Origin of the sequence: Sphingobium sp. 15-1 (genome assembly GCF_013375535.1) — a bacterium.
In the GTDB taxonomy this organism is placed as follows: domain Bacteria; phylum Pseudomonadota; class Alphaproteobacteria; order Sphingomonadales; family Sphingomonadaceae; genus Sphingobium; species Sphingobium aromaticivastans.
Genome location: NZ_JABXJG010000001.1, coordinates 343587 through 369365 on the forward strand (window position 1 = coordinate 343587; position 25779 = coordinate 369365).

A 25779-nucleotide genomic window follows, 5' to 3' on the forward strand; every position below is an offset into this window, starting at 1 on the left:
CCCAAGAACGAGGCTTCACCCTCCTCGAAATGCTCGTCGCGCTGGCCGTGTTCAGTCTCGCCGCGCTGGCTCTGGTGCGCTTACAGGGCGTAACGCTGCACACTGCCGCCGATCTCGACAGCAAAGCCATGGGCCAGATCATAGCGCGCAACCTGATGGTGGAGGTGCAGACCGATCCCGCCCCGCCTTCGCTCGGCAAGGAAGAGGGCGAGGCCGATAATGGCGGCCGCCGCTGGCACTGGACTCGCGAAGTCAAGGCGACCGACGACAAGCGGCTGTTGCAGGTGAATCTGACCGTCGACGGTCAGGCCGGATCGTCGCCGGTGGTGCTGAGCTTCGTGCGGGCAGTGCCATGACGCAGACCCCCCGCGCCGAAGGCGGCTTCACCCTCATCGAACTGCTCGTCGCCCTGATGATCTTTGCCATGCTCGCAGCGGCGGGGGTGCTGCTGCTGGGCAACAGCGTGTCGGCGCAGGCGCAGATCAAGCTGCGCCTGGACGACATGGCGGCGGTGCAGCGGGCGGGCGGCGCGCTCGCGGCCGATCTGGGGCAGGCGGTCCCGCGCATCAGCCGCACCGAAGCGGGGACGCTGGCGCCCGCTTTCTGGTCGCATCGCGAGGGCGAGAGCCTACCCATGCTCCAGTTCGTGCGCGGCGGTTGGGATAATCTGGGCGATCTGCCGCGGCCTTCCTTGCAGAAGGTCGAATATTGGGTGCGCCAAGGGCGGCTGGAGCGGCGGACCTATGCGCAGGTGGACGGCGCGGCAGGCGACGAACCAGCAGCGCTGCTGGATCATGTCGAGGATGTCGCGCTGCGCTTCCGCGACGCCAAAGGCGACTGGCGGGACGAATGGGCGCCGACCCAGCCCGACCTGATGCCCCGCGCCGTGGAGATGACCGTGACGCGCACGGGCGAGCCCCCGGTGACGTTGCGCTTCCTGGTCGGGCCGGGCCCTGTGGAGAAGCTGGAAGGAGAGGCCGCCAGTGGCTGATCCTCGGAACGGCAATGAACGCGGAGCGGCGCTGCTCACGGTGCTGCTGCTGGTGGCGGTGATGGCGGTGGTCGCCTCGACCGCACTGGAGCGGCTGGCGCTGGCTACGCGGATGACGGGCAATGGCGGCGCGGTCGATCAGGCGCGGGCCTTTGCCGATGCCGGGGTCGAGATTGCGCGGCTGCGGATCGGTGACCTGGTGGCGGCCAATCCGGGCAAGACGACGCTCGCCGGGAACTGGATGGGCACGCCTCAGGCGATTTCGGTGCCGGGCGGGATGGCGACGGCGCGGGTGACGGACGGCGGCAATTGCTTCAACCTCAACAGCGTCGTGGCGGGCGAGAATGAGGCCGATCTGAAGGTCCGACCGGTGGGCGTGTCGCAATTCCAGGCGCTCTTGCAGGCGCTGGGCGTCGACGCGCGGCAGGCGCAGGTGGCGGCGGCTTCGCTGGCCGACTGGATCGACACGGACGCCGTGCCCCAGCCCGGCGGGGCGGAGGATGAGACCTATGCGCAGGCGGCGCGGCCCTATCGCGCGGCGAACCGCTTCATGGTCGACCCCAGCGAATTGCGGGCGGTGCATGGGGTGACGCCGGCCATTTACGGGCTGGCGCGGCCCTGGGTGTGCGCCTTGCCGACGGCGGATCTGTCGCCCATCAACATCAATACCCTGCTGCCCGATCAGGTGCCGCTTTTCGCCATGCTGATGCAGGGGCAGTTGAGTGTCGCGCAGGCGCGGCAGTTTCTGGCGCAGCGGCCTGCGGAGGGATATGGCAGCACGGTGGCTTTCTGGGGAGTGCTGGCCCGGGCGGGATTGAACCCGCTGGAGGAAGCGGCGAATCAGGTCAAATTGACGACGGGATTTTTCGGAGTGGAAGTGTCGGTGGATGTCGGGGGGACGCAGGTGGTCGAACGGGCGCTGATCGATGCGCGGCACAGTCCGGCCATGCTGATACGCCGCAATTGGGGGACCGGCGCGTGAGCCAGAGCGAGGGATTGATCGTGACGCTGGCCGAGGAGCCGGGGGCCGAGCCGCTGTGGATGCGCGTGGCGAACGGCGCCGTGGTGCAGACGGGCGCGGGCGCGAACTGGCTGGCCGCCTGCGGGCTGGCGGCGTTGCCGGACGACATGACGGTGATGCTGGTGCCCCCGGCCGCTCTGGTGACGCTGCATGCGGCAAGCTATCCCGACCTGCCCGCGCGGCAGGGGCGGGCGGCGGCGCGGCTGGCGGCGCTGGCCGGCGGGATCGTGCCCGCCGATCAGCTTTTCGCGGCCGCCAATGAGAATGACGATCCGGCGCGGCCGCATCTGGTCGCGGTGGCGGCGCGGGCCGACATGCAGCATTGGCTGCTCTGGGCGCAGCATCATGGGCTGGACCCCGACATCATCGTCCCGGCGCCCTTGCTGCTGCCGGAGGCGCAGGATGGCTATCAGCGCGGCTTGATCGGCGGCGTGCCGGTACTGCGCGGCGTGGATGTCGCCCTGGCGGGCGATCTCGCGCTGCCGGAGCTGATCGGTGACGCGCCGGTGCGCGACGTGCCGCATGAGCAGATCGATGCGCGGGCGATCGCCGCGCTGGACGCGCCGCCGCTCGATCTGCGGCAGGGCGATTTCGCCAAACGGGTGCGCCACTCGTTCGACAAGCGGACGCTGGGGCGGATCATGCTTTGGAGCGGGCTGATCCTGCTCGTCAGCCTGTTGATGGCGCTGGTGGGGCTGGCCAAGCAGCATGTCGCGGCGAGCGGGCTGGACGCGGAAAGCCTGGCCCTGGCGCGGCAGGTGGTCCCCGGCGCGACCGATCCGGTGCAGGCGGAGGCGGAGATGGACCGCCAGCTCGCGGTGCGCGGGGCGGGGGGCTATGCCTTCACCGCGCCGGTCGCGGGGGTGCTGAACGCGTTGCAGGATGTGCCGGGCGTGTCGCTGACCGCGCTGTCGCGTGACCCTGACGGCATGGTGCGGGCGACGCTGGCGGCGGCGAAGATGGAGGACATCAACAGCGTGTTGCTCGCTTTGCAGGCGGCCGGCTTCACGATCACGGCGACGCCTTCGCAGGACCCCGGCGGGCGGATGCTGGCGGACATTACGGTGCGGTCATGATGGAACGTCTGAAGATCCTGTGGAGCGAGCGCTCCCCGCGTGAGCAATGGATGCTGGGCGCGATGTTCGCGCTGCTGGCGCTGGTGATCCTGTGGCTGGGGGTGTTCCGTCCGCTGGATGGCGCGCAGCGCTCGGCCCGCGATGCGCTGCGTGAGGCGACGGACCGCAATGCTTCCATCCGGGCCAAGGTGAAGCTGCTGAAATCCCTGCCGCGTTCATCCGGGACCGTCGATGCGGGCGTGCCGTTGGATCAGTTCATCGGGCAGAGCGCGGGCGAGGCCGGGCTGACGCTGGAACGGGCGCAGGCGCAGGGGACGGACCGGCTGGACATGGCGATCGCGTCGGTGCGGCCGGTGGCGCTGTTTTCCTGGCTGGCGGCGCTGGAGGCGCAAGGCGTGCGGGTCGAGACGATGAGCGCGCGGCCGTCACCGACGGCGGGCAGCGTGTCGGTGCAGGCGGTGCTGGTGCGGGGCGGGGGGCAATGATGGGCCTGTCGCTCTCGCGCCGGATGCGCCTGGCCCTGATCCTGCTCTTTGCCTTGGGTTTCCTCCTTTTCCTGCCGATGCGCATCGCGCTCGGCATGGCGGGGCTGGAGCGGCTGGGCGTGGCCGCGCGCGAAGTGCAGGGCACGGTGTGGAGCGGCGGGATCGACCGGCTGATGCTGGGCACGACCTCGCTGGGATCGGTCCATGCGGGTCTTTCGCCCTTGTCGCTGCCGGTGGGGCGGGCGCGGTTCGACATCTGGCGGCGCAACGGCGCGGCCGATGATCTGAGCGGAGCGTTGACGGTCGGAATCGGGCGGATCGGGATCGACGACGTGACGGGCGCCGTGCCGCTGGGGCGGACCTTTGCGCCTTTGCCGGTCAGCAGCTTCGTGATGGAGGACGTGTCGGCTTATTTCTCCGGCGAGCGTTGCGGCCATGCCGAAGGGCGGGTGCGGGCGCAGATGGCCGGGCAGTTTCCGGGCCTCAATCTGACGCAGGGCCTTTCGGGCGTGGCGAGCTGCGATGGAGAGGCGCTGCTGCTGCCGCTGGTCAGCCAGTCGGGGCTGGAGAAGGTCAATCTGCGCATCTGGCGCTCGGGCCGCTATGTGGCGGAGATGCGGGTAGAGACGGCGGATGCGACCCTGGGCGGCGCGCTGGCCAAGGCGGGCTTTGCCGATGCCGGGGGCGTGCGCGTGCTGAAGGTCGAAGGAACGCTGTGATCCACGTCTTTCCCGCCTTGCTGAGCGGCATAGCGGGGGCCATGGCCGGAAGTTTCCTCGCCACGCTGATCCTGCGCTGGCCGCAAGGGCGTGGGGTTGCGCGCGGGCGGTCGGCCTGTGACGGGTGCGGGCGGGTTCTGAGCGCCATCGACCTCATCCCCATGGTGAGCGCACTGGTGCAGCGCGGACGCTGCCGGACCTGCGGCGCGGCGATCGATCCGCTGCATGGGCGGATCGAGGCGGGCTGCGCGATCGTCGGTGCGCTGGCCCTTGGTTTCGCGCCCGACCTGGGCGGCATCGGCTGGGCGCTGCTCGGCTGGCTGCTGTTGACGCTGGCGGTGCTGGACAAGCGGCATTTCTGGCTGCCCGACGCGCTGACCCTGCCGCTGGCGTTTCTGGGCTTCACCATCGGCCTCTGGACCACCAATGCGGCGATGGGCGACCGCGTGATCGGCGCCGTGGCGGGGTATCTGACGCTGCTGTTCGTCGCGCTCGGCTATCGGCGGGTGCGGGGCCGGGAAGGGCTGGGGCTGGGCGATGCCAAGCTGCTGGGCGCGCTGGGGGCGTGGTTCGGCTGGCAGGCGCTGCCCTTCATCCTGCTGCTGGCGGCGAGCCTGGGGCTGCTGGCCGTTTTGGCGGCGATAGCGGCGGGCCGGTCGGTCGACGGCGCGACGCGAGTGCCGCTGGGCACTTTCCTGGCGGCGGCGGCGGTGCCGGGCTGGTGGCTTTCGGTGCTGGCCACCGGAGCCGGAGCATGACCCGCGCAGAGAATTTTCACGATGCAGTGAAACCCCGTTGACCCGTCCGCCCGCTCTGCTTATAGCGCCGCCTCACCGCAGGGCGCCGCCCGGCGGCATGCCCATGGGGCGGAGTAGCTCAGCTGGTTAGAGCAGCGGAATCATAATCCGCGTGTCGGGGGTTCAAGTCCCTCCTCCGCTACCATCCTTTCGATCCTGTTAGGCATAGGCGGATTTTCCGCTTGCATTCGTTCGTCCCTATTGCACTAATGTTGCAATGCACAACCGGGGGTCATCCCCGAAGGGAGGAACGACACTTTGCCCTTCCACGAAATGTTTGAGCCGGACGGTTCGATACGCCCCTGCTATGCGGAAGTGCAGAATTGGGTGGAGCGGACGGGCATTGCCGGTCTCAATCGTCGAATGGATGAGGCGGAGGCGATTTTCCGGCGCATCGGCATCACCTTCGCCGTCTATGGCGAGGGCGGCGACCCGGAACGGCTGATCCCCTTCGACCTGTTGCCGCGCATCTTCACCGGCCAGGAATGGCGCATATTGGACAAGGGCATCCGCCAGCGGGCGCGGGCCTTGAACGCCTTCCTGCACGACGTCTATCATCGTGGCGAAATCGTGAAGGCGGGGATCATGCCCGCCGACATCATCTACCAGAACAGCGCCTATCTGGCCGAGATGGCCGACTTCACCCCGCCGGGGAAGGTCTACAGCCACATCGTCGGCATCGACATCGTCCGCACCGGCCCGACCCGGTTCGAGGTGCTGGAGGATAATTGCCGCACCCCCTCCGGCGTATCCTACATGCTCGAAAACCGCGAGATCATGACCCGCATGTTCCCCGAACTGTTCGCGCAGGGGATAGTGGCGCCCGTCGACGATTATCCGGCGGAACTGCTGAAGAGCCTGAAGGAAGTGGCGCCGCCCGCCTGCAAGGGCGATCCCGTGGTGGTGGTGCTGACGCCCGGCTCGCTGAACAGCGCCTATTATGAGCACAGCTTCCTCGCTGATCTGATGGGCGTGGAACTGGTCGAACCGGCGGACCTGTTCGTGGACAATGACCGGGTGTGGATGAAGACCACCCTGGGGCCGAAGGCGGTCGACGTCATCTACCGCCGCATCGACGACGAATATATCGATCCGCTGGTGTTCCGGCCGGACAGCCTGTTGGGCGTGCCCGGCATCTTCAACGTCTATCGCAATGGCGGGGTGACGCTGGCGTCGGCGCCGGGATCAGGCATCGCGGACGACAAGGCCGTGTATATCTACGTGCCGGAAATGATCCGCTTCTATCTGGGCGAGCAGCCGATCTTGGACAATATCCAGACCTGGCAATGCGGCAAGCCCGACGAATGCGCCTATGTGCTGGAAAATCTGCACGATCTGGTGGCCAAGGAAGTCCATGGATCGGGCGGCTACGGCATGCTGATCGGGCCGAAATCGACCAAGGACGAGGTCGCCGCCTATGCCGAGCGGATCAGGGCCAATCCGGGCGAGTTCATCGCCCAGCCGACGCTGGATTTGTCGACCGTGCCCACGCTGGGCCCGGCGGCGGTGGTCGGGCGGCATGCGGATTTCCGCCCCTATTGCCTGGTGGGCAAGCAGATCAGGCTGGTGCCGGGCGGGCTGACGCGGGTGGCGCTGACCGAAGGATCGCTGGTGGTGAACTCCAGCCAGGGGGGCGGAGTGAAGGATACTTGGGTGTTGCAGGATTGATGATGGTGGACCTGTCCCTTTTCTTTCTCCGTCATTCCCGCGAAGGCGGGAATCCATCTCCTGACCTCACCCCTGGCTGCACGCTTGGGAGATGGATTCCCGCCTGCACGGGGATGACGGAAGAGAGGGAGCGTGCCCCATGCTGAGCCGGACCGCCGAAAATCTCTTCTGGATGGCCCGCTACATGGAGCGGGCGGAGGCCACCGCCCGCCTGCTGACCATGGGCCAGCGCATGGCGATCCTGCCCGGCGCACATCACCGCGACGAATGGCGCTCCGTGGTGCGGGCCACAGGCGCGCTCAACCATTTCCCCGAAGGCGCGCAGGTGACGGAAAGCGACGCCATCGCCTTCCTGATGCTGGACCTCGACAATCCCTCCTCCATCCGCTCCTGCCTGCTGAAAGCCCGCGCCAACGCCAAGTCGGCCCGCACCATGCTGACGCAGGACATGTGGGAGGCGCTGAACGAAGGCTGGCGCAAGCTCGACAGCTATGACGTGGCGGAGGCGCGGCAGCAGCTTCCCGCCCTGATCGACTGGGTGAAGACGCGGGTGATGACCTTTCGCGGCGCGGCCCATTCGGGCCAGCTCCGCAATGAGGGCCATGATTTCCTGCGCACCGGGTCGGCGCTGGAGCGGGCGCAGATGACGCTGCGGTTGCTCGACGTCAAATATTATGTGCTGTTGCCGGAGACCGAAGTGGTCGGCGGCAATCGCGACCATTATCAATGGACGTCGGTGCTCTATGCGCTGTCGGGCGCGCGGGCGTTCCACCATATCTATGGCGGCACCTACACGCCCTGGCAGATCACCGATTTCCTCGTGCTGAACCGGCTGTTTCCCCGCAGCATCGCTTATTGCTACGACCAGCTTGCCTATCGGCTCAACCGGCTGGCCGGATGGCACGACGCTCGCGCCGCCTGCCACGACACGGTGCGGGAGATGGTGGCCGATCTGGAGAAGCTGGACAGCGGCGAGATTTTCCGGGCCGGCCTGCATGAGACGGTGCAGAACGGCCTGATGCGCACCAACCGGCTGGGCGTGGAGATCGCCCAGGCCTATCATTTCGGCTGAGGGGAGGGCGCGCATGAAACTGCTCGTCCGCCACCAGACGATCTACCGCTATGAGGCTGCGGCCGGGCGGGTGGCGATGCGGCTGAAGCTGATGCCGGTCGACACGCCTGCACAGAAAGTGCTGGACTGGCAGGTCAGTGTCAATGGTGAGCCGCTGACCAGCTTCCGCCCCAACAGCTATGGCGAGATGGAAGCGATCTGGGTCCGGCACGACCGGACGGACAATGCCGTCATCGTTGCGGAAGGCCTGGTCGAGACGCGGGAGAGCCATGGCGTGGTCGGATGGCTTGGCGGCCGGGTCGATCCCCGCTATTTCCTGCGGGAGACGCGGCTGACCACGGCGTCTCCGGCGATCCGGGACGTGGCGCTAAGCCTGCCCGATGAGGAGGGGACGCTGGCCCGCCTCCATGCCCTGTCTGCGGCGGTCAGCGATGCGGTGGCCTATCGCGCTGGCGTGACGACCGCCAGCACCACGGCGGCGGAGGCCTTCGCCCTGGGGGCGGGGGTCTGCCAGGACCATGCGCAGGTCTTCATCGCCGGGGCGCGGGCGCTGGGGATTCCGGCCCGTTACGTATCCGGCTATCTGCTGGCCGACGAAGGCGACGTGCTGCACGAAACCCATGGCTGGGCGGAAGCGTTGGTGCCCGAACTGGGCTGGGTTGGCTTCGATCCGTCCAACCGGGTCTGCGTGACGGAACGTTATCTGCGGATCGCCTGCGGGCTGGACGCGGATGAGGCCGCGCCTATTCGCGGCTCCGTAACGGTGGCGGGCGATATCTGGATTGACGCGGACGTCCGGATCGCGCAGGCGGAGGATGGGGTGGAAGAGCGGCAACTGCAACGGCAGCAACAACAAGGCGCCCAGACCACCACGCAGGGTTGAACGACGATAGGAGCCCTTGGGGCCATGACTTATTGTGTGGCGGTGCGCGTCGACCAGGGGCTGGTCATGCTGTCCGACACCCGCACCAATGCGGGAATGGACAATATCGCGCGCTTCCGGAAGAGCTTCACCTACAGCGTGCCGGGCGAGCGGGCCATCACCATGATGTGTTCGGGCAATCTGTCGATCACCCAGGGGGTGAAGGCGATGCTGGGCCGGGCGATCAAGGATTCGGCGCTCGACCCGCAGATCGAAACCATCCTCAACTGCCCAACCATGCATCGCGTCGCGCAGATCGTGGGGGAAGCGATGTGCGCGATGCAGGGCCGCTATCGCAGCACGATCGAGATGCAGGGCGCGGCGGCGGACGCCTCCATCCTGATCGCCGGGCAGCGCAAGGGCGGCAAGCCGCGGCTCTACCTCATCTATTCGGCGGGCAATTTCATCGAGGCGACGGAGGACACGCCCTTCTTCCAGATCGGTGAGCATAAATATGGCAAGCCGATCCTGGACCGCATCATCAAGCGCGGAACCAGCCTGGAGGATGCGACCAAGGCGGTGCTGGTGTCGATGGACTCGACGCTGCGGTCCAACCTGTCCGTGGGCATGCCGCTGGACCTGACGGTGATCGAGCGGGACGCGTTCGACTTCCGCGTGCGGACGCGGATCGAGGCCGACAATGAGGAATTCCAGCTTCTCTCGCATAGCTGGTCGGCGGCGCTGCGGAAGGGGTTCGAAGATCTGCCCAACGTGATCGACTGATTTCGTCCGTCACCCCTGGCCATCCGAATCCGAAGTTCGCCCCACCAATTTCGTCACCCCGGGCTTGACCCGGGGGTCACGCTTCCTGTTGCGCACTGACGAGGTGGAGGGGAGGAGGTCCAAGGCTCAGCTTCTCCCCCTTCAAGCAAATCCATCGCTTGCGCGTCCGCCTGCTTGGCCTATCTCATCCCGACACACGAATCGCAGCCGGAAAGACGTTCATGACCGCAACCCATTCGACCCGCATGCTGATCCTCGGTTCCGGCCCAGCCGGCCTGTCCGCCGCCATTTACGGCGCGCGCGCGGGTCTGGCGCCGATCGTGGTGCAGGGCATGCAGCCGGGCGGGCAGCTCACCATCACCACCGACGTCGAAAATTATCCGGGCTTCCGGGACGTCATCCAGGGCCCCTGGCTGATGGAGCAGATGCAGGCGCAGGCCGAACATGTCGGCGCGCAGATGATGTACGACCAGATCGTCGACGTCGACCTCAGCGAACGCCCCTTCCGCCTGAAGGGCGACAGCGGCACGCTCTATTATGCCGATAGCCTGGTGATCGCGACCGGCGCGCAGGCCAAATGGCTGGGCGCGGAAGGCGAACAGCTTTTACAGGGCAAGGGCGTATCGGCTTGCGCGACCTGCGACGGTTTCTTCTATCGCGGCAAGAAGGTGGTGGTGATCGGCGGCGGCAACACCGCGGTCGAAGAGGCGTTGTACCTCACCAATCACAGCCATGATGTCACGCTGATCCACCGCCGCGATTCGCTGCGGGCGGAGAAGATTCTCCAGCAGCGCCTGTTCGCGCATCCGAACATCAAGGTGCTTTGGAACCAGGCGATCGAGCGCTTCGTCGGCGGCGGCAATCCGGAAGGGCTGGTGGGCGTCGACCTGATCGACACGGTGACGGGCCACAAGTCGCATATCGAGACGGACGGCGCTTTCGTCGCGATCGGACATCAGCCCGCGACGGAGCTGTTCGTCGACAAGCTGCCGATGGACGAGGGCTATCTGCTGGTCGAGAAGGGCACGACCAGGACCGCCATTCCGGGCGTGTTCGCGGCGGGCGACGTTAGCGACAAGGTCTATCGCCAGGCAGTGACGGCGGCCGGCATGGGCTGCATGGCGGCGCTGGATGTCGAGAAATTCCTGGCCGAAGCGGATTTCGAAGCAGTCGCGGCGGAATGAAGCGCCTCGGCGGGTGGCTATGAATGGCCACCTCCCGCCATTAATCACCCCGTGCTCCTGCGAAGGCAGGAGCCCAGTCCCGCCCTTTGTGGGTCATCGCACCGCCTGAACTGGACTCCCGCCTACGCAGGAGCACGCTGTATTTCAAGGAAAGCAGAAGGTTAGCGAACCACCCATCCAGAAATTCACCAACGCGCAAAAACCCGCTCTTCGGCACCGCAAATCCGGAAGTTCAGCCCCCGACCTTCGCCGCCGCAAAGGCAACCAACGACCCGAACGTCTCAAACGTGTCGCCGTCAATATCCTCATCTTCGATCAGGATGCCGAAGCGGTCTTCCATTTCGGTCAGCAGGCCAGCGACGGCCATGGAATCCAGTTCCGGCAGCGCCCCGAACAGCGGCGTGTCCGCCTCGAAGACGTCGACGCGATCCTGGGACAAGGCCAGCACGTCGCGCAACAGGGCGCGCATCATTGTTTCAATATCCATAGCCCGGTCGACCGGTTGTGCATTGTCCGCCCGCATGATGGGCGCCTACCTAGTCGTTCCGCCGCTAACCTACAAGCGCGGAAATGGCCGTGCGGGCGGCGGGCAGCCAGATGGACGCGCGCCGGGGGTTGAAGAAATCCAGCCGATGGAGCGTCTCGCGCCGTTCCATCCAGTCGGTCTTGTAGCCATTGTCGCCCGTGCCATAGTCGATCGTCGCGACACGATCCCGGTCGATGGCGTCAGCGAACATGGCGTGGCTGAGCAGGCTGCCGGGCGAAGCGCCGTCGAACGCCTGGTCATGGGCCAGCTTGTGGATCAGGGCGGTGCCGTTTTCCACGGTCCAAAGCTGGGTGGCGACGGGTTGATCCTCCAGCCGGGCAAAGCCCAGGCGGAGCGTTCCGGCGGCGCTTTCCCGGGCGGAAAGCGTTTGAAGGAAAGACAGATTGGCTTCCGGCTGTTTCCAGCTTCGCTCATGGACCGCGACATAATCGCGCCACAGCGCGTCGGTCAGCCGGTCGGTGATGTTGAGGGTGAAGCGGCTGGCGCGGCTCTTGCGCGCGATCAGCGTGCGCAGGCGGCCCGGCCTTTGCGCCCAATAATCCTCGAAGCTCCGGCCGTTCAGATGCAATAGATGCCGTCCCCCATCGGCCGCCGAACGCTGAACCAGCCAGCGCGACGGAAGGCGTCGAGCAGCAGACTCGATGCTTCCGTCACCGGATAAAGGTCGATCTGGGCGCTGTCCTTCAGCAGCGTCTGGGCGATGACTTCGATCAGGCGACGGCGGACCGTCCAGTCCTGCGGGCCAAGGAAGATCGGCGTCCAGTCGAAACTGTACCAGTTGGCAAGCGCGCTCACCCGTCCGGTTATGGGGGACAGCAGGAAAAGCCAAGCCTGGTGCTCTCCTTCCATTGCCTGGAAAATGCGGATTTCCATTGAGCCGAAACAATGCGCATGGAGCGATTCGAACCAGTCGATACGGTCGAACAGCGAAGACATGGAGGCCCGGTCGAGCGCAGCGCCGAGCGCTTGGCGCGCTTGCGTGAAGCTGCGATATTCCCTTGCGACCAGCAAACCATTATCTCCCCGGCAACATCATGGCGTTTAGGAAAAAAGTCTGGAGATGGAGTTAAGCGATTCCCCCCCGCCAATAATGGTCGACGGCGCGCAAGTGCTGCCCATCGACCATCTGCTGCTGCGCGGCGACCCGGCGCGGCCCGCGCTGGACGGGCGGTCGGGCACGCAGACCTATGCCGAGCTGGAAAGGACGCTGGGACGGCTGGCGGCCTGGCTGGCGGGCTTCGGGCTGGAGAAGGGCGCGCGAGTCGCAAGCTGGGTCGCCAAGGGCCCGGTGGCGGCGCTGATGCCGCTCGCCGCGCCCCGCGCCGGACTGGTGCATGTGCCGGTCAACCCGCTGCTCAAACATGCCCAGGTCGCGCATATCTTGGCCGACAGCGGCGCGTCCCTGCTGATCGGAACGGCGAGTCGCCTGGCGACCCTGGAACCAACCGACGTGCCCGAAGCATGCCATCTCCATCGGGAGGACGATGCGGCTTGCGCGATGAGCGGCGGGGACGCGCTGGACCCATCCGACGCCGCGCCTGACGATCTGGCGGCGATCCTCTACACCAGCGGCTCTACCGGCAGGCCCAAGGGCGTGATGCTGAGCCACGCCAATCTCTGGCTGGGCGCGGTGTCGGTGGCCGATTATCTGAAGCTGACCCCGCAGGACCGGACGCTTTGCGTGCTGCCCTTCAGCTTCGATTATGGGCAGAACCAGTTGCTTTCGACCTGGTTTGCCGGAGGTTGCGTCTATCCGCTCGACTATCTGACGCCGCGCGACGTGGTGAAGTCGGTGGACCGGCGGGACATCACGACGCTCGCCGGGGTGCCGCCGCTCTGGGTGCAGCTCACCGAACTGGACTGGCCGGAGGAGGTCGCGGCGAAGCTCAGGCGCCTCACCAACAGCGGCGGCGCGCTGACCCGGCCCCTGGTTGCGAAATTGCGGGCGCTTTTCCCGAAGGCGGACCTGTATCCCATGTACGGCCTGACCGAAGCCTTCCGCTCGACCTATTTGCCGCCCGCATTGGTGGACAGCCATCCCGACAGCATGGGATCGGCCATCCCCCATGCCGAGATATTGGTCGTGCGCCCCGACGGCAGCGTGACCGACGATGATGAACCAGGCGAACTGGTGCATTGCGGTCCTTTGGTGGCGCAGGGCTATTGGCGGGACGAAGCGCGCACGGCGGAGCGGTTCAAGCCTGCCCCGAAAGCCTCACGCTATGGCGGCATGGCGGTGTGGTCGGGCGATACCGTGCGCCGGGATGCCCAAGGCCTGCTCACTTTCGTCGGACGCGACGACGCGATGATCAAGTCGGCAGGCAACCGCATCAGCCCGACCGAGATCGAGGAAGCCGCCGTTGCCGTCAAGGGCGTGGCCGAAGCCGTGGCGCTGGGCGTCAAGGACGAGCGATTGGGTCAGGCGGTGCTCTTGCTGTTGCGTGGCGTGTCGCCCGAATTAAAGGGCGAAGTCGAGGCGCGGCTCAAGGCCGAGCTTCCCAATTTCATGCAACCGCGCGAGATCGTCATGCTGCCCGAATTTCCCCGCAATCCCAATGGCAAGATCGACCGCGTGGCGCTCGCTAAGGACTATGCCGCATGAAGCCCATGGGCCCAATCCCGCCTTTTTTCGAGGGCGAAGAAGGCATGTTGCTGATCGGCGGCAGCGGCGCGGCGAGCCTGGTCGACGAAGCGGGCGACACGCCGTTGTTCGTCTATGACATGGGCATCGTGGAGACGCAGGTCCGCGCCTTCCGCGACGCCATGCCCTCCCTATTGTCCCTCCATTATGCGGTGAAGGCGAACCCGTACGCACCCTTGCTGGAGCGCATGGCGAAGCTGGTCGACGGCTTCGATGTCGCCTCGGGCGGGGAACTGACGCGGGCGCTGCAAGCCGGGATGGACGCCGCGCATATCAGCTTCGCCGGGCCGGGAAAGCGCGACGACGAGCTGATCGTCGCCATCGACAGCGGCGCGACGATCAATCTGGAATCGGAAGGCGAGGCGCGCCGGGCCATCGCGCTGGGCGAGCAGCGCGGCAGGACGCCGAAGCTGGCCGTGCGCGTGAACCCGGATTTCGACCTGAAAGGCTCTGGCATGCGCATGGGCGGCGGCGCCAAGCCCTTCGGCGTGGATGCGGAGCGGGCGGCCGATCTGGCGCGCTGGGTGATCGATGCGGGCGCGGACTGGCGTGGCTGGCACATCTTCGCCGGCAGCCAGGCGCTGGGCGCGGAAGCCCTGATCGAAACGCAGGCGGCGGCCATCGGCCTTGCGACCCGCCTGTCCGATGCGGTGGGAGCAACGCCACCGCTGGTCAATCTCGGCGGAGGCTTCGGCATCCCCTATTTCCCCGGCGACGAGCGTCTCGACATCCGGCCCATCGGGGAAGCTTTGGACACGCTGCTGGAGAGCCGCGCCGACATCCTCAAGGACAGCGAGTTCGCCATGGAACTGGGCCGCTGGCTGGTCGGAGAGTCCGGCGTCTATCTGACCCGCATAGTCGACGTGAAGAAAAGCCAGGGCGAAAGCTTCGTCGTGGTCGACGGCGGCCTGCACCACCAATTGGCCGCCAGCGGCAATTTCGGCACGGTGGTCCGGCGCAACTATCCCATCGCCGTCGCCAACCGCTTCGGGCAGGCTCTGGCGCAGGAAGCCGTAACGGTCGTGGGCTGCCTCTGCACCCCGATCGACAGGCTGGGGGACAAGGTGGCGCTGCCGCCGGTGGAGGAGGGCGACCTGATCGCGATCTTCCTCGCGGGGGCCTATGGCGCCTCGGCCAGCCCCGCCGCTTTTCTTGGTCATCCGGCTCCTTTGGAGCTGTTGGTCGGCTGATTTAATGGGCTGATTTGCCAACAACTTAACTCCTAACGGTATCTTTACCCTTTGCGGGCAAGAAGTCGGTCAAAGCCCCGTGCCCGACGGCCCGCCTTGTCCCTTGGCGGCCCTTTGCGCGCGGCAAGCAAGCAAGAGGGTGAAGACCATGCGTTTCCTGTCGGTTTCCCGGGCGTTGATCGGCGTATCGCTGCCTGCCGTGGCCCTTTCCGGCTGCGCTTCGAACGGCAGCGCGCCAAAATTGCCGCCCGCTTCCTTCGTTTCGACGCAGGAGGGACCGGGCGAGGAATATGTGATCGGCCCGCTGGACGACCTCACCATCTTCGTGTGGCGCAATCCCGATCTGGGCGCGAAGGTCCAGGTGCGGCCCGACGGGCGCATCACCACGCCGCTGATTTCGGACATGCCCGCCGTCGGCAAGACGCCCAAGCAACTGGCCGACGACCTGAAGGTCGCGCTCGGCAAATATATCGAAAATCCGCTGGTGTCGGTGATCGTCAACAATTTCTCTGGCACGTTCAGCCAGCAGGTGCGGATCGTCGGCGCGACGGAAAAGCCCGCCTCCATCCCGTTTCGCGCCAACATGACCCTGCTGGACGCGATGATCTCCGTCGGCGGCCTTTCCGAATATGCGGCGGGCAACAAGGCGCGGCTGGTGCGCTTCAACCGCGAAACCGCCAAGCAGCAGGAATATCAGCTCCGCATAGGAGACCTGCTGAAGCGCGGCGACAGCAAGGCCAATGTCATGCTGGCGCCCGGCGACGTCATCATCATCCCCGAAAGCATGTTCTGACATGGCGGCGCTGGTCGACGAACTGCTGGTCATCCTGCACGGCATCTGGCTCCGCCGCTGGCTGGCGCTGGCCGTCGCCTGGGGCGTGTGCCTGCTGGGCTGGCTGGGCATCGCGCTTATCCCCAATAGTTATGAATCGAAGGCGCGGGTCTATGTGAACACCCAGTCGCTGCTGGAGGACAAGGTGGGCATCACCCAGCTCCAGTCGCAGCAGGATCTGGACCGGGTACGCCAGACGCTGGCCAGCACGGCCAATCTGGAGCGGGTGGTCAAGGAAACCGACCTCAACCAGACGGTCGACGGCCCACGCGACATGGCGGCGAAGATCACGAAGTTGCGCGAAGGCATCATGGTCGTCGCCCAGCTCGACCCCAGCATGATCGACATCAGCGCGACGTCGGCGGACTCCGGCCTGTCGGACGGCGCCAATGCGCGCATCTCGCAGCAGATCGTGCAGAAGCTGGTCGACATCTTCCAGGAAACCAACCTGTCCTCCGACAAGGTGGAAACGAAACAGAGCCTCGCCTTCCTCGACCAGCAACTGGCGGGGCGGGGCAAGCAGCTCGCCGCCGCCGAACAGCGCCGCGTCGAGTTCGAGCAGCGCTATGCCGGGATGCTGCCGGGCGCGGGATCGATCAGCCAGCGCATGGACGCGGCGCGGTCGGAGATCAACAGCATCGATTCGCAACTGGTGCAGGCGCAAAGCGCGCTGGCGGCGATGAACGGCCAGTTGGCGGGCACGCCGCAGACCTTGCCGGGCGTCGGCGCTTCGGGCGGACCTTCGGCGCTCTCGCAGGCGCAGGCGGACCTTTCTTCCATGCGGGCGCGGGGCTTCACCAGCAGCCATCCGGACGTGATCGCGGCGCAGCGGCAGGTCGATCTGCTGCGCGGTCAGGGCGGCGGCAGCGTCAGCAGCACCCCTAATCCGGCCTATCTCTCGATCCGGTCGATGCAGGCGGAGCGCGCCGCGACGGTGCAGGGGCTTTCCGCCCGCAAGGCGCAGTTGCAGGCCGATCTCAACGCCATGGCTTCGCGCCAGACGGATGAGCCGGGCCTCGCCGCCGAGCAGGAGCGGCTCGACCGCGACTATCAGGTGCTCAAGACCCAATATGACAAGATGCTGGCCGATCGGGAGGAAATCCGCCTGCGCGGCGACGTGAAGTCGGAGACCGGCTCGGTCCAGTTCCGTGTCATCAATCCGCCCAATCTGCCGACGGTTCCGGCGGCGCCCAACCGGCCGCTGCTGTTGCTGGGCGTGCTGATCCTGGGGATGGGCGCGGGGGTCGGCACGGCCTTCGCCATGGCGCAGTTGAAGGGCGGCTTCCCCAATGCGGCGCGGCTTGAAAAGGCGCTGGGCGTGCCGGTGATCGGATCGATCAGCCAGACCGTCAACGCGGCGCAGGTCGCGGTGGAGAAGCAACGGCTGAAATGGTTCGCGGGCGCGAGCGGCGGGCTGGCGGCGCTGTGCCTGCTGCTGGTCGTCATCGAATTCGTCCAGCGCGGACTGGCCTGAAGGGGGGACGGACGATGAACAAGCATAAGTCCCCGTCGGGCGGATCGCTGATCGAACGGGCGACCGAAATCTACGATTTCAGCGCCGCTCTGCGCGGCCGCGCCGCGCCTGCGGTGGAAGTGCCGGAGGATGAAGCGGCCATTGAGGTTACGCCGCCTGCGCCGGTCGCCGCCGAGATACCGGAAGCGGGCCATCGCGCCCCGGACTGGACCGGCCCGGTGCAGCCGATCGACCGCATCGCGCTGGTCGAGGCGGGCTATCTGCTGCCCGACGGCCCCGTCACCGCGATGAGCGAGGAGTTTCGCTTGCTCAAGCGCGACCTGCTGGCCGAACTGGCGGGCAATGGGCGGGGCAACCGGGTGCTGATCTGCTCCGCCCATAGCGGGGAAGGCAAGAGCTTCTGCGCGATCAACCTGGCGCTCAGCCTGGCAGCGGAGAAGGACCGGGAAATCCTGCTGGTCGACGCCGATTTCGGCAAGCCTGGCATCCCGGAGGCGCTGGGGCTGACCGCCGGACCGGGCCTGATGGACGCGCTGGCCGATCCGGCGATTGCTATCGAGAATATCGTGCTGCGCACCGACATCCCTTCGCTCTCCGTGCTTCCGGCCGGACAGCGCAGCAATAACGACACCGAATATCTCGCCTCCGCGCGCACGGAAATGCTGCTGGGCCGCCTGACCGAAGGACGGCCCGACCGCATCATCCTGTTCGATTCGCCGCCCTTGCTGGCGGCCTCGCCCGCCGCGGTGCTGGCGAGCCATGCGGCGGTCGCCCTGCTGGTGGTGCGGGCCGACCGGACCACGGAAGGCGCGCTGCGCGATGCGGCCAGCCTGCTCAAAGGCGCGTCCAAGGTGAAGCTGCTCCTGAACGGTGTGAACTTCGCCAGCGGCGGCCGGCGTTTCGGCAGCTACTATGCTCAGGGGAATGCGGACTGATGATCTCCCGCATCGCCCTTCTTCTCGCGGGGATCGCTTTGTCCTCGCCCGCTCTTGCGCGGGACGAGCAGCGCAAGGTCGACGTCACGCCCTATCTCGGCATCGATCAGGTCGTGGTCGCGCCGATCAAGGGCGGCGGCGACGTGCTGACCTATACCAACGTCACGGCGGGCGTGACCGCCAGCGTGCAGACGCGCCGTCTGGAGGCGGCGGCCGACCTGCAATATGCGCACAGCTTCGGCTGGGGCGATGAGCTGAGCGATCAGGACATCATCAGCGGCATCGTCAGCGGCCAATATGGCTTGGCGCGCGGCCTGACGCTGAACGCGGGCGGGCTTGCGACGCGCGTGAGGACCGATGGCCTGTCGGGCGCTTCGGTGCGCAATGACGGCTACAGCAGCCAGGTCTATGCCGGCTATGTCGGGCCGTCCTACACGACGCGGCTGGGCGATCTGGACATCAGCGCCTCCTACCGGCTTGGCTATGCGCGGGTCGAGGATGACGTGAATGTCGATTTCCCCGGCGCGCCGTTGGGCAATGGCTTCGCGGAATCGACCACCCATGACCTGATGGGGTCGGTGGGCGTCGGACCGGGGGTGTGGATGCCGCTGGGCCTCGTCGCCAGCGCGGGCTACAGCCGGGAGGATGCGAGCCAGCTCGACCAGCGGTTCGAGGACAAATGGGCGCGGCTCGACGCGACATTGCCGGTCTCGCCCACGGTCGCGCTGATCGGCGGCGTCGGCTATGAGAAGATGGAGATAAGCCAGCGGTCGCCGCTATTGGACTCCAATGGCGTGCCGGTGATCTCCTCCAGCGGCCGTTATGTCACTGACGACAGTTCGCCGCGCCAGCTCATCTATGATTTCGACGACATCATTTGGGACGTCGGCGTGCTCTGGCGGCCGAGCCATCGCACCTCGCTGACCGCGCGGGTGGGCGAGCGCTATGGTGGCATGACCTATTCCGGCAGCTTCATCTGGCAGGGGCGGAACAAGTCCTTTGCCCTTGTCGTGTTCGACGGCATCGACAGCTTCGGGCGGGTCATCACCTCCGACGTGGCGGCGCTGTCGGGCAGCAACCTCAATATCGTGCGCAATCCCTTCACCGGCGATTTCACTGGCTGCGCTTTCTCCACCACTGGCGGCGGGCAGTGCTTCAACGATGCGCTGGCAGGGGTCACAGGGGCGAATTTCCGCTATCGCGGCGTCGCGGCGCAGTTCGCGGCGGAGCGCGGGCCGTGGGGAATGGGCATCGGCCTTGGCTATTCGCAGCGCAAGTTCGTCACCCCGTCGGGCGAAACGGTGCTGGTGCGCGGCACGCGGGACCAGAATTGGTACGGCAATGCCTCGCTCACCTATCGCGTCGACAGCCAGTCGAGCATCGATACGGCGGTCTATGCCAATTATTTCGACGCCAGCGGCAATCGTCTGGACGTGCTGAACCTGGGCGCCTTCACCAGCTATTACCGCCTCGTCACGCGCAATCTGCAGGCGTCGGCCTCGGTCGGCGTGGACAGCGCCAAGGCGGACAATCTGGACGCCGTCATCAACGCCATGGGCCAGCTTGGCCTGCGCTACACTTTTTAAGCCAATGCCCGGTCGGGTGGAGAGATAGACATGTACGATCAGTTCTACGGATTGCAGGGACGCCCGTTCCAGCTAACGCCGGACCCGCATTTCTATTTCGAGAGCGCCACCCATCGCAAAGCGCTGTCCTACCTCGGCTATGGTCTGGCGCAGGGTGAAGGTTTCATCGTCATCACTGGTGACATCGGCGCGGGCAAGACGACGCTGGTCGGGCACCTCATGAACACGATCGATCCTTCGCGGCTGACGGCGGTGAAGATCGTGTCCACACAGGTGGAGGGCGACGATATGCTCCGCCTGGCCGCACAGAGCTTCGGTTTGGCGGTCGACGGCATGCCCAAGGCGCAGATATTGAAGCAGATAGAAGCTTATCTGCATGCGCAGGCGCGGGCGGGCAAGAGGTCGCTGCTGATCGTGGATGAGGCGCAGAATCTGCCGATCTCGGCCATTGAGGAATTGCGCATGCTCTCCAACTTTCAGTTGGGCGGGCAGTCGCTGTTGCAGATATTCCTGCTGGGCCAGCCGGAATTTCGCGACCTTTTGAAGTCGCCGGAACTGGAGCAGCTTCGCCAGCGCGTGATCGCCACCCATCATCTCGACCCGATGATGCGGCGGGAGGTCGAGCCCTATATATTGCACCGCCTGTCGCTGGTCGGCTGGCAGGGCGATCCCCAATTCACGCCGGAGGCCTTCGCCGCCATCTATGCCGCAACGGGCGGCGTGCCGCGCCGGATCAACGTGCTGGTGAGCCGGGTGCTGCTGCTGGGCGCGCTGGATCAGCTTTCGGTGATCGATGCCGAGGTGGTCTATGCGGTCGTCAACGATATGGGCGCGGACGCTGATGTGACGCCCGAGCCGATGGCGCATAGCGTGCTGGACGATGCCGAAGAACTGGCCGAGGTGCCTGCGCCGATCGCGGTCGATCCGGCCGTGTCGGATGAGGTCGCCGTGCTGCGGGCGGAGGTCGAGGCGCTTCGTTCCACGCGGGCGGAACCGGCGGTCGGCCTGCTGGACGAGATCGCCTCGCTCCGGGCAGAAATCGACACGTTGCGGGCGGAGAACGACTTTGCCCGCGTCGTGCCGACCGTCGATCCCGAGGCGCTGAAGGACTGTTTCACTTTGATCGAGGAGCGGCTGTCCACGCTGGAATTCCGCGTGACGGAGCAGGATACGGCGCTGCGCCGGGTGCTAACGCTGCTGGTCGAATGGGTCGAGCGCGAGGAACGGATGGGCGATGCGCCGCACAGCGCCGCTGCGTGATCCATGCGCAATGCCCTATCCGTTGACGTAGAGGACTGGTTCCAGGTCGGCGCGTTCGAGCGCACAATCCGGCGCGAGGACTGGGCCAGCCTGACCCATCGGGTCGAGCGCAATACGGACGCGGTGCTGCAACTGTTCGAGGAGGCGGGGGTCAAGGCGACCTTCTTCACGCTCGGCTGGGTGGCGGAGCGCTATCCGGCGCTGGTGCGGCGGATCGTCGATGCCGGGCATGAGCTGGCGAGCCATGGCTATGACCATAAGCGGGTGTTCACCTTCGACGGGGCGCAGTTCCGCGCCGATCTGCGCCGCTCGCGGGCGATATTGGAGGATGCGGGCGGGCAGGCCGTGACCGGCTATCGCGCGCCGAGCTTCTCCATCGACCGGCGGACCCCCTGGGCGCATGAGGTGCTGGCCGAGGAGGGCTATGCCTATAGCAGCAGCGTGGCGCCGATCCGGCACGATCATTATGGCTGGCCGGAAAGCCCGCGCTTTGCCTGGAAGCCGGTCAAGGGATCGCCCCTGGTCGAGCTGCCGGTGACGACGGCAAGGCTGGCGGGGAGAACGCTGGCGGCGGGGGGAGGCGGCTTTTTCCGGCTGCTGCCCTATGGCTTTTCGCGCTGGGCGATCCGGCAGGTGAACGAGCGCGACCGGCGGCCCGCGATCATCTATTTCCATCCGTGGGAGATCGATCCAGACCAGCCTCGCGTCGAGGGCGCGCCGCTGCGGTCGCGGGTTAGGCATTACACCAATCTTTCGGTCATGGCCGCCAAGCTGCGCCGCCTGACGCGGGATTTCGCCTGGGGCCGCGTCGATGCGCTGGCCGTGCAGGAGGCAGAGCGGGCGGCATGATGACCGGGGAGATTCTCGTCACCGCGTTGGACCTTGCCGATCCGGCTCAGCGGCGGGCGGCGGATGATTTTGTCATGGCGCATCCGGAGGGCACGCCTTTCCATCGCCCGGCCTGGCTGACGAGCGTGGCACGAGGGACGGGAAACCGGGCGCATATGCTGTCCGCTGTGGCGCCCTCCGGTCAGATCGTCGGGTTGTTGCCGCTGCATCATGTGAAGAGCGCCTTGTTCGGACAGGCGCTGGTGTCGTCGGGTTTTGCCGTCGACGGCGGCATCCTCGCAAGCGATCCGGCGGCGGTGTCCGCGCTCGCCGCAGCTTGCGAAGGCATGGCGCGGGATGGCGGCATCGGTTCGGTGGAACTGCGCGGCGGGCCGATGCCGGGCGAAGGCTGGGCGCTGCACGAGGGGAGCCATCTGGGCTTTGTGCGGCCCATCGCAGCGGATGACGAAGCCGAACTGCTGGCCGTTCCGCGCAAACATCGGGCGGAATTGCGCAAGGCTCTGGCCAATGACGCGCTGCGCATTGAGATCGGGCGGGATGCGCGGCATCGACAGGCGCATTACCGCATCTATTCGGAAAGCGTCCGCAATCTCGGCACGCCTGTTTTTCCGGCGCGGCTGTTCCGGGAGGTGCTGACGGCCTTTGGCGAGGATGCCGATATATTGGTTGTGCTGGAGGGCGAACGGCCGGTTTCGGCGGTGCTGACGCTCTATCATCAGGGCAGGGTGATGCCCTTCTGGGGTGGCGGGATCGCGGATGCGCGGCGGCTTCGGTCCAACGAACTCATGTATTACCGGCTGATGGGCCATGGCCGGGCGCGGGGCATGCGCGTCTTCGATTTCGGCCGGTCCAAGACGGACAGCGGGCAGGCGGCATGGAAGAAGAGCTTCGGCTTCGTGCCCGTTCCGCTTTCCTATCATAGCTGGTCCGCGACCGGCGAACGGCGTGACATCAACCCCAACAGCCCGCACTATCAGCGGCGGATCGACCTCTGGAAGAAGCTGCCCCTGCCGGTCGCGAATCTGGTTGGGCCTTTCATCGCGCGGGGGCTGGGGTGACCGGGGAAATCCTCTTCCTCTGCCATCGCATTCCCTTTCCGCCGGATCGGGGGGATAAGATCCGCTCCTATCATCTGCTGGAGCGGATGGCGGAGATTGCGCCGGTGCATGTCGGCTGCTTTGCCGACGATGCGCGGGATAAGGGTTTTGCGCCGGACATGGCGAAGATGACCGCCAGCCAATGCGTGCTGATGCGCGACCGATCGCGCCTGCTGGCGGGCATCAAGGGATTGGCGACGGGGCGATCGCTGCTCGTATCGCTGTTCGATCATCCGGACTTGCATCGCTGGGTCGCGAAACTGCTGGCGGAGCGGCCCATCGCTGCGGTCGTCACTTATTCGGCGCAGATGGCGCATTTCGTGCCGGTGCTGCCCGATGGCGTGCGCTTCGTCATGGATTTCGTGGATTTCGATTCGGCCAAATATGCCGCCTATGGCGCGCAGGGTTCCGGTCCGATGGCCTGGATCAACCGGCGCGAGGGCCGCGTGCTGCTCGATTTCGAACGGAAGGTGGCGGAACGCGCAGACCTCTGCGCCTTTGTGAGCGAGGCGGAGGCGGCCCTGTTCCGGCAGTCGAGCGGGTTGGGGGCGGACCGGATCGTCGGGATCGATAATGGCGTGGCGCTGGATTATTTCGATCCGGCGGCCGATTTCCCGGCGGTGGAGCGTCGGGACGGGCCGCTGCTCGTCTTCACCGGACAGATGGACTATCGCCCCAATGTCGAGGCGGTCGAGAGCTTCGCCCGCGAAACCTTGCCCGCCATTCGCGCCGCATGTTCGGACGCGACTTTCGCGATTGTGGGCCGCAACCCATCGAAGCCGGTTCAGGCTCTGGCCGCTTTGCCCGGCGTGATCGTGACCGGCGCCGTGCCCGATGTGCGCGGCTGGCTGGCGGCGGCGGATGTGGTCGTGGCGCCGCTGCGGATTGCGCGGGGCATCCAGAACAAGGTGCTGGAGGCTATGGCGATGGCGCGGCCCGTGGTCGCATCGCCGCAAGCTGCCGAAGGAATCGATGCGCAGGATGGGGAGCATCTGCTGATCGCCGCCGACCCGGCGCGGGAGGCGGAGAAGATCGCCGCATTGCTGTCCGACAGGGATTGCGCGGAACGTCTCGGCCGGGCGGCGCGGCTGCGGATGGAGGAACGCTATCGCTGGTCCGCGACGCTGGCCCGGCTACCGGAGATGCTGTTCGGATCGCCGGCCGCTGCCGATATGAGGGCCGCATGATCGAGCGCGTCTTGCGATTGGGGCCAGCCCAATCCGGTCTGGCGGGCTGGCGCGGCCATCTGACAGCGCTCGCCATTATCGCCTTCACTCTATTGGCGCTGTTCCATCGCGATGTGCTGGGCATGATGGCGATCTGGTGGAACGCCTCCACCTACGGCCATTGCCTGTTCATTCCCATATTGGTCGCATGGCTGGTGCAGCAGCGCCTGCCGGGGCTGCGGCAATTGGAACCAGGCGCCTGGGCGCCGGGGCTGCTCTGGCTGGGGCTGGGCACCTTTGCCTGGATGCTGGGCGCGGCGGCGGGGGTGGCGGTGGTGCGCCATGGGGCGCTGATCCTGATGTTGCAGGGATCGGTGATCGCATTGCTCGGGCCGGCCGTGTCGCGGGCGTTGCTGTTTCCGCTGTTCTACGCCTTTTTCATGGTGCCCTTCGGGGAGGAGATCGTCGCGCCCCTGCAACTGGTGACGGCGCATATCAGCATGATCCTGCTCCATCTGACCGGCATTCCCGCGCAGATGCAGGGCATTTTCATCACCACGCCCAATGGCTATTTCGAGGTGGCGGAGGCTTGTTCCGGCGCCAAGTTCGTCATCGCCATGACGGCTTATGGCCTTCTGGTCTGCAACGTCTGCTTCACCCGTTGGAAGCGGCGGATCGCCTTCATGGCCGGGGCGCTTTCGCTGTCGATCCTGGCCAATGGCGCGCGGGCCTTCGCTACGATCTTCGTCGCGGAGGTGACGACGATCGATGCGGCTGCGGGGTTCGATCATGTCGTCTATGGCTGGGTCTTTTTCGCCGTCATCCTGACGCTGGTGATGGCTGTAGCCTGGCCGTTTTTCGACCGCAAGCCCGGCGACCCATGGTTCGATCCGGAACGGCTGCGGAGCAAAGGCGGTTCGGGCGCGGGTCTGATCGCGGGCAGCGCACTGGCGATCATCATCGCGGCGCCGCTTTGGCTAGCGGTAAGTGCTGCGGCGGGACAGCCTCTTCCCGGCGCGCCCGCCATGCCCGAGTTGAAGGGGTGGATACGCAGCGGCGAAAATCCGCTCCATCCCTGGCGGCCGCGTTTCGACGGCGCTGATTGTCTGAGCATGGCGCGTTATCGCAACGCAGCGGGGCAGGTCGTCGATCTCGCCATCGCGACCTTCGACAGGCAGGATGAAGGCCGCGAACTGGTGGGCTTCGCGCAGGGCGCGGCCGATCCCGACGGCGATTGGACATGGTCGCAGCCAGCTCCCGCGCCGTCCGACGCGCGGGGGGAGCAGATCACCGGCCGCGGCCGCCTGGTCCGCCATGTGGTGAGCTTCTATGTCGTTGGAAAGGAGCGCCCGACAGGCAGCGGCCATCTGGTCAAGCTGGAGACGATGAAGGTGCGGCTCTTGGGTGGCGACCAGCGTGCCGCCGCTATCCTGGTGTCGGCGGAGGAACGGGAGGGGCATCCCTCCGATGCCGCGATCAGCGCTTTCCTCCATGATCTGGGCGATGTGAAGGATTTGGCTGACCGCAGCCTTAGAAGCCGCTAA

At 66.4% G+C, this 25779-nt stretch carries 23 protein-coding genes, 1 tRNA gene and 2 pseudogenes; 24 read left to right on the forward strand and 2 right to left on the reverse strand.

Annotated elements, in window-relative coordinates:
• Positions 1-2: 2 nt before the first annotated feature.
• The 13 genes and pseudogenes from gspI to trxB form a co-directional block, all read left to right on the forward strand.
• A pseudogene (gene gspI, locus HUK72_RS01545) lies at positions 3-356 on the forward strand (type II secretion system minor pseudopilin GspI); the annotation flags it as partial.
• Positions 353-991, forward strand: a complete 639-nt coding sequence (gene gspJ / locus HUK72_RS01550) for a type II secretion system minor pseudopilin GspJ (RefSeq protein WP_176595224.1) — start codon at positions 353-355, stop codon at positions 989-991. The pseudogene gspI and the gene gspJ, both read left to right, overlap by 4 nt.
• The gene (gspK, locus tag HUK72_RS01555) at positions 984-1973 is read left to right on the forward strand and encodes a type II secretion system minor pseudopilin GspK (protein WP_176595225.1); all 990 of its coding nucleotides are present in this window, start codon (positions 984-986) and stop codon (positions 1971-1973) included. The genes gspJ and gspK overlap by 8 nt, the downstream gene beginning before the upstream one ends.
• Positions 1970-3088 (forward strand): type II secretion system protein GspL, encoded by a 1119-nt coding sequence (gene gspL, locus HUK72_RS01560; protein WP_176595226.1) that lies wholly within the window; start codon positions 1970-1972, stop codon positions 3086-3088. The genes gspK and gspL overlap by 4 nt, the downstream gene beginning before the upstream one ends.
• On the forward strand, positions 3085-3573 hold the full coding sequence (gene gspM, locus HUK72_RS01565; protein ID WP_176595227.1) for a type II secretion system protein GspM: 489 nt from the start codon (positions 3085-3087) through the stop codon (positions 3571-3573). The genes gspL and gspM overlap by 4 nt, the downstream gene beginning before the upstream one ends.
• Positions 3570-4292, forward strand: a complete 723-nt coding sequence (gspN, locus tag HUK72_RS01570) for a type II secretion system protein N (protein ID WP_176595228.1) — start codon at positions 3570-3572, stop codon at positions 4290-4292. Before gspM ends, gspN begins: the two co-directional genes overlap by 4 nt.
• Positions 4289-5050: an A24 family peptidase gene (locus tag HUK72_RS01575; RefSeq protein ID WP_176595229.1), complete on the forward strand. Its 762-nt coding sequence runs from the start codon at positions 4289-4291 to the stop codon at positions 5048-5050. The genes gspN and HUK72_RS01575 overlap by 4 nt, the downstream gene beginning before the upstream one ends.
• 107 nt (positions 5051-5157) lie before the next feature.
• Positions 5158-5234, forward strand: a tRNA-Met gene (locus HUK72_RS01580).
• Between the two features lie 113 nt (positions 5235-5347).
• Positions 5348-6757, forward strand: a complete 1410-nt coding sequence (locus tag HUK72_RS01585; protein WP_176595230.1) for a circularly permuted type 2 ATP-grasp protein — start codon at positions 5348-5350, stop codon at positions 6755-6757.
• 139 nt (positions 6758-6896) lie between these two features.
• Positions 6897-7829 (forward strand): alpha-E domain-containing protein, encoded by a 933-nt coding sequence (locus tag HUK72_RS01590; protein ID WP_176595231.1) that lies wholly within the window; start codon positions 6897-6899, stop codon positions 7827-7829.
• 13 nt (positions 7830-7842) lie between these two features.
• Positions 7843-8712, forward strand: coding sequence for a transglutaminase family protein (locus HUK72_RS01595; RefSeq protein ID WP_176595232.1), 870 nt, complete (start codon positions 7843-7845; stop codon positions 8710-8712).
• Between the two features lie 24 nt (positions 8713-8736).
• A complete protein-coding gene (locus tag HUK72_RS01600) occupies positions 8737-9474 on the forward strand; it encodes a peptidase (RefSeq protein ID WP_176595233.1) in 738 nt (245 codons plus the stop codon).
• A gap of 221 nt (positions 9475-9695) precedes the next feature.
• Positions 9696-10658 carry a thioredoxin-disulfide reductase gene (gene trxB / locus HUK72_RS01605; protein WP_176595234.1) on the forward strand — a complete coding sequence of 321 codons (963 nt, stop codon included), beginning with the start codon at positions 9696-9698 and terminating at the stop codon, positions 10656-10658.
• Positions 10659-10890: 232 nt separating this feature from the next.
• Here trxB and HUK72_RS01610 read toward each other — a convergent pair whose 3' ends face one another.
• Both HUK72_RS01610 and HUK72_RS01615 read right to left on the reverse strand, forming a co-directional pair.
• Positions 10891-11181, reverse strand: a complete 291-nt coding sequence (locus tag HUK72_RS01610; RefSeq protein WP_176595235.1) for an acyl carrier protein — start codon at positions 11179-11181, stop codon at positions 10891-10893.
• Between the two features lie 28 nt (positions 11182-11209).
• Positions 11210-12216: pseudogene (locus HUK72_RS01615) on the reverse strand (GNAT family N-acetyltransferase).
• Positions 12217-12295: 79 nt separating this feature from the next.
• Here HUK72_RS01615 and HUK72_RS01620 point away from each other — a divergent pair.
• From HUK72_RS01620 to xrtA, 11 genes are all read left to right on the forward strand, one after another.
• Positions 12296-13807, forward strand: coding sequence for an acyl-CoA ligase (AMP-forming), exosortase A system-associated (locus HUK72_RS01620; RefSeq protein ID WP_255325583.1), 1512 nt, complete (start codon positions 12296-12298; stop codon positions 13805-13807).
• Positions 13804-15036 carry a pyridoxal-dependent decarboxylase, exosortase A system-associated gene (locus HUK72_RS01625; protein ID WP_176595237.1) on the forward strand — a complete coding sequence of 411 codons (1233 nt, stop codon included), beginning with the start codon at positions 13804-13806 and terminating at the stop codon, positions 15034-15036. Before HUK72_RS01620 ends, HUK72_RS01625 begins: the two co-directional genes overlap by 4 nt.
• 148 nt (positions 15037-15184) lie before the next feature.
• On the forward strand, positions 15185-15829 hold the full coding sequence (locus tag HUK72_RS01630) for an XrtA/PEP-CTERM system exopolysaccharide export protein (RefSeq protein WP_176597691.1): 645 nt from the start codon (positions 15185-15187) through the stop codon (positions 15827-15829).
• A 1-nt stretch (position 15830) separates the two neighbouring features.
• Positions 15831-17342 carry an XrtA system polysaccharide chain length determinant gene (locus HUK72_RS01635; protein WP_176595238.1) on the forward strand — a complete coding sequence of 504 codons (1512 nt, stop codon included), beginning with the start codon at positions 15831-15833 and terminating at the stop codon, positions 17340-17342.
• A 14-nt stretch (positions 17343-17356) separates the two neighbouring features.
• Positions 17357-18277 carry a P-loop NTPase gene (locus HUK72_RS01640; protein ID WP_176595239.1) on the forward strand — a complete coding sequence of 307 codons (921 nt, stop codon included), beginning with the start codon at positions 17357-17359 and terminating at the stop codon, positions 18275-18277.
• On the forward strand, positions 18277-19863 hold the full coding sequence (locus tag HUK72_RS01645) for a hypothetical protein (protein ID WP_176595240.1): 1587 nt from the start codon (positions 18277-18279) through the stop codon (positions 19861-19863). Before HUK72_RS01640 ends, HUK72_RS01645 begins: the two co-directional genes overlap by 1 nt.
• Positions 19864-19893: 30 nt before the next feature.
• A complete protein-coding gene (locus HUK72_RS01650) occupies positions 19894-21123 on the forward strand; it encodes an XrtA/PEP-CTERM system-associated ATPase (RefSeq protein WP_176595241.1) in 1230 nt (409 codons plus the stop codon).
• 3 nt (positions 21124-21126) lie between these two features.
• Complete coding sequence (locus HUK72_RS01655; protein WP_176595242.1) at positions 21127-21972, forward strand: XrtA system polysaccharide deacetylase; 846 nt, start codon at positions 21127-21129, stop codon at positions 21970-21972.
• The gene (locus HUK72_RS01660; RefSeq protein WP_176595243.1) at positions 21969-23030 is read left to right on the forward strand and encodes a FemAB family XrtA/PEP-CTERM system-associated protein; all 1062 of its coding nucleotides are present in this window, start codon (positions 21969-21971) and stop codon (positions 23028-23030) included. The genes HUK72_RS01655 and HUK72_RS01660 overlap by 4 nt, the downstream gene beginning before the upstream one ends.
• Positions 23027-24256 (forward strand): TIGR03087 family PEP-CTERM/XrtA system glycosyltransferase, encoded by a 1230-nt coding sequence (locus HUK72_RS01665; protein ID WP_176595244.1) that lies wholly within the window; start codon positions 23027-23029, stop codon positions 24254-24256. The genes HUK72_RS01660 and HUK72_RS01665 overlap by 4 nt, the downstream gene beginning before the upstream one ends.
• Positions 24253-25779, forward strand: a complete 1527-nt coding sequence (xrtA, locus tag HUK72_RS01670) for an exosortase A (RefSeq protein WP_176595245.1) — start codon at positions 24253-24255, stop codon at positions 25777-25779. Before HUK72_RS01665 ends, xrtA begins: the two co-directional genes overlap by 4 nt.

Bases quoted from the DNA above. Each gene is read 5' to 3' on its own strand.
- gspJ (WP_176595224.1), top strand. From the start codon at position 353: ATGACGCAGACCCCCCGCGCCGAAGGCGGCTTCACCCTCATCGAACTG.
- gspM (WP_176595227.1), top strand. From the start codon at position 3,085: ATGATGGAACGTCTGAAGATCCTGTGGAGCGAGCGCTCCCCGCGTGAG.
- gspN (WP_176595228.1), top strand. From the start codon at position 3,570: ATGATGGGCCTGTCGCTCTCGCGCCGGATGCGCCTGGCCCTGATCCTG.
- HUK72_RS01590 (WP_176595231.1), top strand. From the start codon at position 6,897: ATGCTGAGCCGGACCGCCGAAAATCTCTTCTGGATGGCCCGCTACATG.
- HUK72_RS01595 (WP_176595232.1), top strand. From the start codon at position 7,843: ATGAAACTGCTCGTCCGCCACCAGACGATCTACCGCTATGAGGCTGCG.
- HUK72_RS01600 (WP_176595233.1), top strand. From the start codon at position 8,737: ATGACTTATTGTGTGGCGGTGCGCGTCGACCAGGGGCTGGTCATGCTG.
- trxB (WP_176595234.1), top strand. From the start codon at position 9,696: ATGACCGCAACCCATTCGACCCGCATGCTGATCCTCGGTTCCGGCCCA.
- HUK72_RS01610 (WP_176595235.1), bottom strand. From the start codon at position 11,181: ATGCGGGCGGACAATGCACAACCGGTCGACCGGGCTATGGATATTGAA.
- HUK72_RS01620 (WP_255325583.1), top strand. From the start codon at position 12,296: ATGGTCGACGGCGCGCAAGTGCTGCCCATCGACCATCTGCTGCTGCGC.
- HUK72_RS01625 (WP_176595237.1), top strand. From the start codon at position 13,804: ATGAAGCCCATGGGCCCAATCCCGCCTTTTTTCGAGGGCGAAGAAGGC.
- HUK72_RS01630 (WP_176597691.1), top strand. From the start codon at position 15,185: ATGCGTTTCCTGTCGGTTTCCCGGGCGTTGATCGGCGTATCGCTGCCT.
- HUK72_RS01635 (WP_176595238.1), top strand. From the start codon at position 15,831: ATGGCGGCGCTGGTCGACGAACTGCTGGTCATCCTGCACGGCATCTGG.
- HUK72_RS01640 (WP_176595239.1), top strand. From the start codon at position 17,357: ATGAACAAGCATAAGTCCCCGTCGGGCGGATCGCTGATCGAACGGGCG.
- HUK72_RS01645 (WP_176595240.1), top strand. From the start codon at position 18,277: ATGATCTCCCGCATCGCCCTTCTTCTCGCGGGGATCGCTTTGTCCTCG.
- HUK72_RS01650 (WP_176595241.1), top strand. From the start codon at position 19,894: ATGTACGATCAGTTCTACGGATTGCAGGGACGCCCGTTCCAGCTAACG.
- HUK72_RS01655 (WP_176595242.1), top strand. From the start codon at position 21,127: ATGCGCAATGCCCTATCCGTTGACGTAGAGGACTGGTTCCAGGTCGGC.
- HUK72_RS01660 (WP_176595243.1), top strand. From the start codon at position 21,969: ATGATGACCGGGGAGATTCTCGTCACCGCGTTGGACCTTGCCGATCCG.
- xrtA (WP_176595245.1), top strand. From the start codon at position 24,253: ATGATCGAGCGCGTCTTGCGATTGGGGCCAGCCCAATCCGGTCTGGCG.